This window comes from Candidatus Eisenbacteria bacterium (genome assembly GCA_018831195.1).
Classification (GTDB): Bacteria; Eisenbacteria; RBG-16-71-46; order CAIMUX01; family JAHJDP01; genus JAHJDP01.
The window spans coordinates 90226-101122 of the sequence record JAHJDP010000107.1 but is presented as its reverse complement, the minus strand read 5'-3'; the positions used below and the strand labels follow the sequence as shown (position 1 = coordinate 101122).

General features: G+C 53.6%; 10 protein-coding genes and 1 tRNA gene. 7 read left to right on the top strand and 4 right to left on the bottom strand.

The genetic code is table 11. The features are described from left to right. The 4 genes from KJ970_18985 to KJ970_18970 form a co-directional block, all read right to left on the bottom strand. The coding region (locus KJ970_18985) for a methylmalonyl-CoA mutase (protein ID MBU2693007.1) at positions 1-779 on the bottom strand (779 nt) is incomplete at its 3' end. Between the two features lie 33 nt (positions 780-812). Next, positions 813-1334, bottom strand: coding sequence for a biotin/lipoyl-binding protein (locus KJ970_18980; GenBank protein ID MBU2693006.1), 522 nt, complete (start codon positions 1332-1334; stop codon positions 813-815). 15 nt (positions 1335-1349) lie between these two features. Then, the gene (locus KJ970_18975; protein ID MBU2693005.1) at positions 1350-2849 is read right to left on the bottom strand and encodes an ATP-grasp domain-containing protein; all 1500 of its coding nucleotides are present in this window, start codon (positions 2847-2849) and stop codon (positions 1350-1352) included. A gap of 47 nt (positions 2850-2896) precedes the next feature. Continuing rightward, positions 2897-4345, bottom strand: coding sequence for an acyl-CoA carboxylase subunit beta (locus KJ970_18970; GenBank protein ID MBU2693004.1), 1449 nt, complete (start codon positions 4343-4345; stop codon positions 2897-2899). A gap of 387 nt (positions 4346-4732) precedes the next feature. Between KJ970_18970 and KJ970_18965 the strand changes: the two genes are divergently transcribed. The 7 genes from KJ970_18965 (at position 4733) to clpX (ending at position 10842) form a co-directional block, all read left to right on the top strand. After that, positions 4733-5560, top strand: a complete 828-nt coding sequence (locus KJ970_18965; protein ID MBU2693003.1) for a methyltransferase domain-containing protein — start codon at positions 4733-4735, stop codon at positions 5558-5560. A 6-nt stretch (positions 5561-5566) separates the two neighbouring features. Further along, positions 5567-6349, top strand: coding sequence for a class I SAM-dependent methyltransferase (locus KJ970_18960; GenBank protein MBU2693002.1), 783 nt, complete (start codon positions 5567-5569; stop codon positions 6347-6349). 195 nt (positions 6350-6544) lie between these two features. Next, the gene (locus KJ970_18955; GenBank protein MBU2693001.1) at positions 6545-7327 is read left to right on the top strand and encodes an enoyl-CoA hydratase/isomerase family protein; all 783 of its coding nucleotides are present in this window, start codon (positions 6545-6547) and stop codon (positions 7325-7327) included. 65 nt (positions 7328-7392) lie between these two features. Continuing rightward, a tRNA-Leu gene (locus KJ970_18950) sits at positions 7393-7476 on the top strand. An 87-nt stretch (positions 7477-7563) separates the two neighbouring features. Beyond that, positions 7564-8874 carry a trigger factor gene (gene tig / locus KJ970_18945; protein MBU2693000.1) on the top strand — a complete coding sequence of 437 codons (1311 nt, stop codon included), beginning with the start codon at positions 7564-7566 and terminating at the stop codon, positions 8872-8874. A gap of 56 nt (positions 8875-8930) precedes the next feature. Then, the gene (gene clpP, locus KJ970_18940; GenBank protein MBU2692999.1) at positions 8931-9515 is read left to right on the top strand and encodes an ATP-dependent Clp endopeptidase proteolytic subunit ClpP; all 585 of its coding nucleotides are present in this window, start codon (positions 8931-8933) and stop codon (positions 9513-9515) included. Positions 9516-9585: 70 nt separating this feature from the next. Beyond that, positions 9586-10842, top strand: a complete 1257-nt coding sequence (gene clpX, locus KJ970_18935) for an ATP-dependent Clp protease ATP-binding subunit ClpX (protein MBU2692998.1) — start codon at positions 9586-9588, stop codon at positions 10840-10842. The last annotated feature ends 55 nt before the right edge of the window (positions 10843-10897 follow it).

Here is a 10897-nt window from a genome sequence, read left to right as displayed (position 1 = left end):
CTATCCAGCACCGCCTCTACATAGGTTACCCCATTCGCCAATGTAAATGCCAGCTCCTGGGCGGCCGTTGCGCCCGCTTCCCGAATGTGATAGCCGCTGATGGAGATGGCATTCCATCTCGGGATTGCCTCCGCCGCGTATTCAATGAGATCGGCGACAAGCCGCAGCGACGGTTCCGGAGGATAAATAAAGGTGCCGCGGGAGGCGTACTCCTTCAGGATGTCGTTTTGAACGGTACCGGATAGTTTCTCGGCCGGGATTCCGCGTTTGGCCGCAATCGCCTGAACCATACAAAGCAGAATGGGGGCCGTGGCATTTATTGTCATGGATAATGAAAGTCGGTCGAGGGGCAGGTCTTCTAATAGACGGTCCATATCTTCGATGGTATCGATCGCCACACCGACTTTGCCTGTTTCATAGCGAGCGAGAGGATGAGTGGAATCCAAACCCATCTGTGTCGGCAGATCAAAAGCCGTTGATAATCCTGTTTGCCCCTGTTCCAGGAGGTAGCGGAATCGTTCGTTGGTTTCTCTGGCGGTTCCGAATCCGGCGTATTGCCGCATGGTCCAAGGCCGCCCACGGTACATCGTCGGCTGAACGCCGCGCACGAAGGGGTAGGAACCGGGGTAACCCAGATCGCGATCGTGTTCTACTCCAGCGGCATCCGCCGGCGTGTACAAAGGCTTTAGATCTCCTGAGGAACGCTTGAATTGATCTTTTCGCAATCTGCTTTTGCCATATTCCGTCTCCCAGGCGCTGCGGGGATTTTCATCCGCCATAGTGATTCGTCTCCCTTAATTAGAGGCGTGGCATCATTCCAAGGATAGAAGGATCAGCGGTTCCTCACCGAGGACGGATTGTCCCTCACTGACCTCCACAGCCGTTACGACCCCTTGATAGGGGCTGAGGATTTCATTCTGCATCTTCATCGCCTCGAGGATCACCAGGGGGTCGTCCAGTTCGACCGCATCGCCGGGTTGCACGGCGATGCGCACAATGGTGCCGGGGATCGGAGCGCGAATGGTCTGTTGTTTCGCCCGTCCCGTGCTCTTTTGCGCCCGGTTGAATTTGCTGAGCCAGGCATCCTGAACCTCCGCCTTATACTCGACGGATGATGAAACCAGGCGGTAAGATCGGGGCCCGGTTCGATTGAGAATGATTTCCCGCCCCACGCCGTTCAATAGAAGGTGTTGGGCGCCATTGGCGTCGGTATGGGCTTGATCCACACGAATCACCCTGCTGTTGATATGGATCTTCAATTCCGGGCCGTCATCCTCAACGACAAGAGAAACCGGTTTTGAATCGAGTTGAACAATATAACTGCGGCGACCCATTAAGATAATCTCCCTTTATGCTTCACCCCGGCCCGGACGACTCGCGAGAGCCCATGGACTTGGGGGGTGTGAAACCGGATGTGATGTGCTGAAGGTTAAATACCGCTCCTTTTCAGCGGCGAGGACGGCGGCAATGGCCAAAGAAGTTTCATCTTTTGTGTCTTCGAATAGTTCGGGTTTGTACTCTTCATCCACGAATCGGGTCGATAAGTCACCTGCAATGAATCGTCGATGGGACAGACACCATTTGTGAAAGGGAATATTTGTCAAGACGCCGGCGACGATCATCTCGCCGAGGGCTCGAAGAAGACGGATCCTGGCTTCTTCGCGGTCGCAACCCCAGGCGATGACCTTTCCCATGAGAGAGTCATAATAAATAGGAACCTCGCTGAAGGATGTGAAGCCCATATCATTCCGTAGGCCCGGCCCGGATGAGAGACGTAGATGAGAGAGGAAGCCGGCCTGCGGGGCGAAATCCCGGAAGGGATCTTCAGCGCAAATCCGCGCCTCGATTGCATGACCGCGCGGCCGTATATCCTTTTGACCCCAGGGAAGCTTCTTGCCCTCGGCCGCTATCAACTGGGCTTTAACAAGATCGAATCCGGTGACCATCTCCGTCACGGGATGCTCGACCTGCAGTCGCGTGTTCATCTCGAGGAAATAGAACGATCCGTCGGAATCGAGCAGGAATTCCACCGTGCCCGCTCCTGAATAGCCGATCGCCTTAGCCAGCTTTACGGCGGCCTCCATCATTTGTGTTCGGAGGGTTTCATTGACCGCCATCGAGGGCGTTTCCTCTATCAGCTTCTGATGACGGCGTTGTATGGAACACTCCCGCTCTCCCATGGCCACAACATGGCCATGGTCATCCGCCATGATCTGCACTTCAATGTGCCGGGAGGTTTCGAGCCATTTTTCAAGGAAGAGGGTCCCATCGCCAAACGCGCGCTCTGCTTCGGAGTGTGCTGTTTCAATCGCCGAATCAAGATCTTCATCGCTTCTGCAAACACGCATCCCGCGCCCGCCTCCCCCGAAGGCGGCCTTGACCAAAATGGGATAACCCAATCGATGCGCTTCCTTGAGGGCTTTGGGTCCCGTCATGGGAAGGGCATCGGTGCCCGGTGTCACAGGCACTCCGGCCTTTATCGCCATCTCTCTCGCTTCGACCTTGTTCCCCATCGAGGCGATAGCCTCGGCCGATGGTCCGATGAAGCGTAGACCCGCCCGGGTCACCGCTTCGGCGAAACCGGCGTTCTCAGCCAGGAATCCATAACCGGGATGGAGATAACCGGCCCGGGATTTGCGCGCCGTTTCCAGTAAGGATTCAATGTTGAGATAACTATCCACTGGTGCAGGTGCGCCGATCAGATAGGCTTCATCGGCCAGGCGCACATGCAGAGAGCCTCGATCCGCCTCGGAGTAAACGGCGACACCGGTCCAACCCATCTCCTTTATACCTCGGAGAATGCGAACAGCGATCTCACCGCGGTTTGCAACGAGTACTTTCTTTGGAATCTTGGACATGAAAAGGGTCTCCGTTTATCTCCTCGGATGGATAAGGTTCAAAGTGGGATGTTCCCGTGTTTCTTCGGCGGGTTCTTTTGCCTTTTGGTTTTTAGGACGGCGAGGGCCCGGATTAATTTCGGACGGGTTTCCCTGGGCTCGATGACATCATCCAGATACCCCAAACCGGCTGCGATGTAAGGATTGGCGAATGTCTCATTGTAATTTTTCACCTGTTTCGCCTGTTCGGCCGCCGGATTTTTCGATTCTTTGATTTGTTTCCGGAAAATAATATTGACCGCGCCGCCGGCTCCCATCACGGCGAGTTCCGTGGAAGGCCAACCTACATTGTAATCGGCGCGAATATGCTTGGATGACATAACATCATAGGCGCCGCCGTAAGCCTTGCGGGTGATCACAGTGAGTTTCGGCACCGTGGCTTCACAAAATGCGTAGAGGAGTTTTGCGCCTTCTTTGATAATACCTCCCCATTCCTGTGCCGTTCCGGGAAGGAATCCGGGGACATCTTCAAAAGTGACCAGTGGAATGTTAAAAGCGTCACAGAATCGGACGAATCGTGCGGCTTTGACGGATGAGTTGATATCCAATACGCCCGCAAGGATCTTTGGTTGATTGCCGACGATGCCGACAGTATCGCCATCCAACCGGGCGAATCCGACGATGATATTTTGGGCAAAATGCTCGTGGACTTCAAAAAACTCGCCGTCATCAACGATCTTTCGCACAACCTCTTTCATATCGTACGGTTTGTTGGGTTCCATCGGGACGATGGTGTCCAGATTTTCATCCATCCGATCGGGCCGGTCTTTTGGCGCGACATGCGGCGGGTTTTCGATATTGTTTTGTGGAAGGTATGAATGAAGTCTCTTGATGGTCTCTATGCAATCTAAATCATCTTCAGTTGCAAAATGTGCGACTCCGCTCCTTGATGCGTGGGACATTGCGCCACCCAAATCCTCAAAACTTACAACTTCGTTGGTCACGGCTTTGATGACATCCGGCCCTGTGACAAACATATGGCTCGTTTCTTTAATCATGAGGATGAAATCGGTGATGGCCGGGCTGTAGACCGCTCCACCCGCGCAAGGGCCGAAAACGGCGGAAATTTGGGGTATGACGCCGGAGGCGAGGGTATTTCTCAAGAAAACATCAGCGTAGCCGCCAAGACTCAACACCCCCTCCTGTATGCGGGCGCCTCCGGAATCGTTTAAGCCGATAACCGGACAGCCGTTTTGCACCGCCTGATCCATGATGTTGCAAATCTTCTTTGCGTTTGACTCGGAAAGAGTGCCGCCGAATACAGTGAAATCCTGTGAAAAGATATATGTTGGTCGTCCATTGATGCGCCCGAATCCTGATATCACACCGTCACCGACAATTTTCTTGGATCGCATTCCGAAATCGACACAACGATGTGTTACAAAAACACCCATTTCTTCAAAACTTCCGGGATCAACCAAGGCTGCGACGCGTTCTCTCGCTGTCATCCGGCCCTGATCATGTATCTTCTGAATCCGTGCGACTCCGCCGCCTTGTTCCGCTTTGCTTTTTAGTCGGCGCAGCTTTGTAATCTTTGGATCGGTCTTCCGCTTTTCAGACGGCACTCTAACCTCCTCAATTCAGTTTGCGATCATCGTTCGTTCTGTGGGAGTTTTGCAGAAAGACGTCTCAAGGTCCCTCGTCCAGAATCCCATCCCCTCAGAATCCCAACCCTTGCTATCCTATCAGCATCGGGGAAAGGGTCAAGGGACCCACTGGGGATCCACGGCCAAAGGGATTGTGGAGGCTGGTCCAAGAGTGTAGTCTCAAGAGACTCGAATTTATCCTCATTAAGGTCGCGGTTTGGGACCGCATTGGGATCGGTGGCAGGATCTATGCTCCTCGAATACTATAAGTACCTCCTCCGGCAGGGTCCTGCTGCCTTCTCAAGGGGAGTGCCCTATGCCCGGTGCGCCGAATATCCGGCTGTCGTGCGCGCTCTGGACCTCCGTCCGGAAGACAGGCTCCTCGACATTGGAACCCGTTTTTCACCGATTGCGCAGATTCTGGCGCTGCGGTACGGGTGCCGGGTCTGGGCGGCCGATCCGGAGCCGGGCTTTGCCGCGGCTCAGCTCAAAATGGCGGATCGTGTGCCGGCGACAAGACGGCTCGTTGCGGAAGGGCGATTGAATTTTCTGGAGAAGGATGCGGCGGACCTCCCTTTTGACGATGGTTTCTTTAATAAAATTTCCGTGATCAGTGTTCTCGAACATATCCCGGATGAATCACACGCTGTGGGCGAGTTAGCCCGTGTTTTGGATCAGGCCGGCCGATTGGTCATTTCCGTGCCCTATGATCCATGGAGAGATGAACCCCGTTACTACCGTTCCCAGGTCTATATAAAGGGGGATATGCCGAAGAAACAATTTTATATGCGGTATTATAACGATAAGAACCTTCACGATCGGATTGTGCGATATTGCAAACACGAACTGGTTAAGACTGAATATATAGGAGAGCCGGGATTCAATGCTCACAATCTTATCTTTGGGAATCAAAAGATTCCATGGGTTTTGAGAAGGATTTTTTTTCAGCCATTTGCTCCGCTTCTTGCTTCGGTTTTTATTAAAAATCTCGAGCCGGAGCAGTTCCGTAAAAAAAAGAAAATGTACACGGCAGATACCGCTATTCTTGTTTTCGGGGCGGGAGTGGACTGTGTGTGAATTGATATGAGTCACTCCGATCAAGAGTTTTTTGAAAATCCTGAGACCTGGGACACTTTTACATTGACTCCCGCTGTAAAGGGAAAGATACAACAATTCCGGGTTATGATTCCGTGCGGAGTTTCCCGGATCCTTGATTTGGGGTGCGGCAACGGGGTGGTCACAAATATTCTTGCCCATGATTATAAAATGACCGGGATTGATTTTAGTCGTTCGGGCTTGGGTTTTGTACAAGTTCCGAAGATTTGCGCCTCTTCGGCCGATCTCCCGCTTCGTTCGGGAGGCTTTGATCTTCTTCTCTGCAGTGAGTTGTTGGAGCACCTCGAAGATGACGACTTGTACAAAACTGTAAAAGAGATTCTTCGGCTCGATCTGGAGTATATTCTTGTCTCTGTCCCCAATAATGAAAATATCCATCTTAATGAATTAAAGTGCCCTGTTTGTTCAACTATTTTTAATGCCTCTCATCATCATCGCGCCTTTTCTCGAAAGTCGCTGGCGGTTCTTTTTGAAGGATATCGGATACGCGGCAGCCGTGTCGGAGGAATGTTCGTCAGAAATTACCCGCTGCCGCTCCTCAAGATAAAGAGAAGATGGGGTCGGCGATGGTTCCAGGTCCCGAAGGGCCGCACCGTCATGTGCCCGCGTTGTCGGAGCACTGAATTCCCGAGGAGTTCCTACAGCCCCATTTCCTTCTTCTGCGATGGGGTGAACAAACTCATCAGTCGGCGGAGGCCCTACTGGCTCACGCTTCTTTTAGAACGGGAATCCGCAACACCTGAAGCGTAGGGATCTGGAGGATTTTTAATGTTGAGAGTGGTTCCATCCGGCATTTTGGGGCGGCATAATCCACCTTGGCAGGCGTCGGTCATGGATCCGGCGACGGCATCCGTTGGGTAAGGGGCTCGTTGAGGTTACGGAGCGGGGAGCCGGGCCGAACCAGAAAATTTAAAGTGCGGCATTCTAAAGAGCCGAGGAGGAAAAATGAGTTGGGAAACCGTCATACTTAAAAAAGAAGCGCCATTGGCCATTGTGACCATAAATCGTCCGGATAAGCTCAATGCCCTGAATGCCCAGTCCATTCGCGAGTTGAAGGATCTCTTCAGGCAACTGGGCGAAGATGATGAGGTCTTGGTCGTGATCCTTACCGGAGCAGGAGATAAGGCCTTTATCGCCGGCGCCGACATCAAAGAACTATCGGAACTCAACGCACAGAAAGCCAAGGAGCTTTCCCACCGCGGGCAAGTCTTGTGTGACATCATTGAGCATCTCGGAAAACCGGTCATTGCGGCTGTGAACGGTTATGCCCTGGGCGGGGGTTGCGAAATCGCTCTCTCTTGTACACTGCGTGTGGCCAGTGAAACGGCGCGGTTGGGGTTGCCGGAAGTGACCCTCGGTCTTATCCCCGGCTATGCCGGCACACAGCGGTTGCCCCGCGTTGTGGGTAAGGGGCGGGCTCTGGCGATGATATTGTTGGGGGAGCCTATCAAGGCCCAGCAGGCGTTGGAATTCGGTCTGGTCAATCTGGTCGCTCCGCCGGATCAACTCCTCGAAGCGACGAAGGAGATGGCGTTGAAGATCGCCTCAAGGGGTCCCCTGGCCGTTCGTTATGCCATGGAGGCGGTTCACCGCGGCCTGGAAATCTCTTTTACGGAGGGTTGCTATCTCGAGGCCAATCTTTTTGGTCTGTTAGCGGCGACGGAAGATATGAAAGAGGGAACAACGGCTTTTCTGGAGAAGAGAAAAGCGGTATTCAAAGGGTGCTGATAAGAAAAGGCGCCGTGCATAGACACCTTGGAATCGGGGTTCTATACTCGGATTAAAGAGACCTGGCGAGAGTGGCGGAATTGGCAGACGCGCTGGACTTAGGATCCAGTGATTCCACAATCGTGGGGGTTCGAGTCCCCCCTCTCGCACCGTTGTGTTCGCCTCGATCGGGGAGTACCCAATCCGGACCGCCGGGGCGGATGTTTCTCCATGAATCATTAGAGTTGGGAGGATGAATGATCCAGGTTGATGTCAAAGATACCGGGACCTGGCAAAAGACCTTGCACATCACGGTGCCTGTCGAACGTGTTGAGAAGGAATACGCGGATGCCGTCAACCGGCTACGACGGGAACTGAAGATCCCCGGATTCCGTCCCGGGAAGGCCCCACAGAGCCTCATTCGGGCTCGATTCGGCTCCACGATCCAAAGTGATCTCGTGAACCAATTGGTACCGAAGGCGATCGAAGAGGCGGTCAAAGAGGCCGAGCTGGATCCGATAGGAGATCCTAAGATAGAGGATCTCAAATTCGAACCCAATGAACCGATGAGCTTCCAGGTCACGATGGAAATCTGGCCGGAGATCGAGGTGAAGGGTATAGACGAGATCGAGTTGGAACAGGAAATTCCTCAAACGACGGCCGAACAGATTGAAGCCGCCCTTGCTGAAATCAGGGAGAGTCGAGCTGACCTGGTTCCGGCTGAACGTCAATCTATTAAAGGAGATATACTCAAGGCGGATTTGGAGCCGGTGGATGTCCATGGTCAGAGAATGGCAAAAATGGAACGGCAGGAGATCCAAATGGAGGTGGGCGGCGAGAATCTTCTGAAGGAATTCAAGGAAGCCTCGGTGGGACTCAGCGCTGGTGAGGAGCGCTTTATTGAAGTTGAGTACCCCAAAGATTATTCGGAGGAGAGCCTTCGGGGACAAAAACGTCGTTACCGGCTACTGGCCAAAGAGATTCAGGAAAAGAAGCTCAAGCCACTTGACGATGATTTTGCTCGAGAGGTGGATCCTGGGCTGGATCTTGCCGGGTTACGAGAAAAGATCCGGGAGCGGCTGGAAGCCGACGCTGAAGCCAGATCCCAGGCCCGGTTGGAAGAATCCTTGATGGACCGGTTGATCCAACTGAATCCCTTGCCACTCACCCCTGGAATGGTCCAGAGGGGGTTGGACTCGGTTCGGGAACGAAGCGAGAAAGAAGGGCGACCCATCTCATCGGAAGATGTGGAAGGCCGGGTTAGGCCAATGGTTGAGCGGACCCAGAGACGCCAGATTCTACTGACCTCGGTTGCGAAGTGCGAGGGAATCAAAGTCACGGAAGAGGATCTGAACGAGCGGTTGGAGGCTCTTGTGCGGCAAACAGGGATTCCCCTGGCCAAGCTCCGAAGCTCGATTCTCAAGTCCGAGGATCTGGTTCGGATGCAGGATAATATTATGGAACGAAAAACCATCGATTTCCTGCTCAAGAAAATAAAGGTTCACCAATTCGTTCAGAATGAGCAGAAGGGTGAAAAGCGGTCCAAAGGCGGCATTATTCTCCCCTGAGAGAATCCCCGTCCGCCGCACCGCGCGACGCCCCGGTATTGATGAAGGAGGAAGTTATGGCCCTGGTTCCCATCGTGGTGGAACAGTCGAGCCGAGGAGAGCGGGCTTACGATATCTTTTCAAGGCTTCTCAAGGATCGGATCATCTTCATCGGAGGGATCATTGATGATGTCTCCGCCAACCTGATCATCGCTCAATTGCTATTTCTCGAGGCCGAGGATCCGGATCGCGACATCCACCTCTACATCAACTCTCCCGGGGGTGTTGTTTCAGCCGGCATGGCCATTTACGACACGATGCAATTCGTTCGGCCTGATGTTGCCTCGACCTGTATCGGGCAGGCTTCCTCTATGGCGGCTCTCCTGCTGGCGGCTGGTGCCGCGGGCAAGAGATCAGCATTGCCCCATGCCCGGGTCATGATTCATCAGCCCATGGGCGGCAGCCGGGGACAGGCTACCGATCTGGCGATTTACACAAAGGAGATCCTGAAACTCCGCGAGCAGATTCAGGAGGTCCTCGCAACTCATACAGGGCAACCAATAGATATCATTAAAAAAGACACGGACCGCAACTTCTTCCTTTCAGCCGATGAAGCCAAAGAATATGGAATAATCGACGAGGTGATTGTGAAGAAGAGCTAGTACCGGCCGAAGATTTTGAGGGTGGTTTGTCGGTGGGTTTGGATGGCTTAACGTCAAGTTTGGAGAGGAAATGAAGAAACGGATCAGTTCTCCTCATCCCATTCGCTGCTCCTTCTGTGGAAGGGGACAGGAGGAGGTAGCCCGGCTGGTTTCGGGACCCTCCGTCTATATCTGCAGCGAATGTGTCCGGCTTTGCAACGATATCCTCGAAGGTGAGCCCGATCAGGGGCTGCCAATGCCCCGTGAATCTTTACCCAAGCCCGCAGAGATCAAAGCGATTCTCGACGACTATGTCATCGGGCAGGAACATGCGAAAAAGACACTCTCTGTCGCCGTCTACAATCACTACAAGCGAGTCTTCCAGTCAGGACCCGGCAGTTTGCCGGATGTTGAACTTGAGAAGAGCAATATCCTGCTCGTCGGTCCGACCGGTTGCGGAAAGACCTTGTTAGCCCGCACGCTCGCCAGATCCCTCAAAGTTCCTTTTGCCATGATTGATGCGACCTCTCTCACCGAGGCCGGATATGTCGGGGAGGATGTTGAGAATATTCTTGTCCGTCTCCTCCAGGCGGCTGATTTCAACCTGGTCAACGCCGAGCACGGCATTGTCTATGTGGATGAAATCGACAAGATCTCCCGCAAGAGTGAGAATCCCTCGATCACGCGCGATGTCTCTGGGGAGGGTGTCCAACAGGCCCTTTTGAAAATGCTGGAGGGGACTGTTGCCAACGTCCCGCCGCAGGGGGGCCGCAAGCACCCGCAGCAGAAATATATCGAAGTGAACACAAAGAATATCCTCTTCATTTGCGGCGGCGCCTTTGGGGGTGTCGACAAGATTATTGAATCCCGTATCGGGAAAACGGCCATCGGATTCGGGGCCGAGCATCAAAGCCGCAAAAAAATGGGACTGGGCGAAATCTACGCGAAATTGGAGCCGGAAGATCTTCTCAAATACGGTCTCATTCCAGAGCTGGTCGGCCGATTGCCGGTTCTGGCCTCGCTGACCGATCTCGACGAAGATGCGCTTCTGAAGATCCTTACCGAGCCGAAGAACGCTATCGTAAAGCAGTATCAGAAGTTCTTCGATATGGAAGATGTCCGTCTCGAGTTTGATAAGGCGGCGCTGCGGGCGGTGACGAAGATCTCGAATAAACGGGGGACTGGAGCGCGTGGGCTCCGGGCCGTCATGGAGGTGGCGATGCTCAATATTATGTACGATCTCCCCTCCCGCAATGACGTCGAGAGCTGTCTTATAACAGAGGCGACAATTACGAAGGGGGAGCCTCCCGTGCTCCGGTACCGTGAGGCTTCCAAAAAAGAAGCTTGAGCACAGCCTCTCGCCGGAGAGACCAAAGGAACCGCGACAGCAGGGTCCTCGGATT

Bases quoted from the DNA above. Each gene is read 5' to 3' on its own strand.
- KJ970_18980 (MBU2693006.1), bottom strand. From the start codon at position 1,334: ATGGGTCGCCGCAGTTATATTGTTCAACTCGATTCAAAACCGGTTTCT.
- KJ970_18970 (MBU2693004.1), bottom strand. From the start codon at position 4,345: ATGACAGCGAGAGAACGCGTCGCAGCCTTGGTTGATCCCGGAAGTTTT.
- KJ970_18965 (MBU2693003.1), top strand. From the start codon at position 4,733: ATGCTCCTCGAATACTATAAGTACCTCCTCCGGCAGGGTCCTGCTGCC.
- KJ970_18960 (MBU2693002.1), top strand. From the start codon at position 5,567: ATGAGTCACTCCGATCAAGAGTTTTTTGAAAATCCTGAGACCTGGGAC.
- KJ970_18955 (MBU2693001.1), top strand. From the start codon at position 6,545: ATGAGTTGGGAAACCGTCATACTTAAAAAAGAAGCGCCATTGGCCATT.
- tig (MBU2693000.1), top strand. From the start codon at position 7,564: ATGATCCAGGTTGATGTCAAAGATACCGGGACCTGGCAAAAGACCTTG.
- clpP (MBU2692999.1), top strand. From the start codon at position 8,931: ATGGCCCTGGTTCCCATCGTGGTGGAACAGTCGAGCCGAGGAGAGCGG.
- clpX (MBU2692998.1), top strand. From the start codon at position 9,586: ATGAAGAAACGGATCAGTTCTCCTCATCCCATTCGCTGCTCCTTCTGT.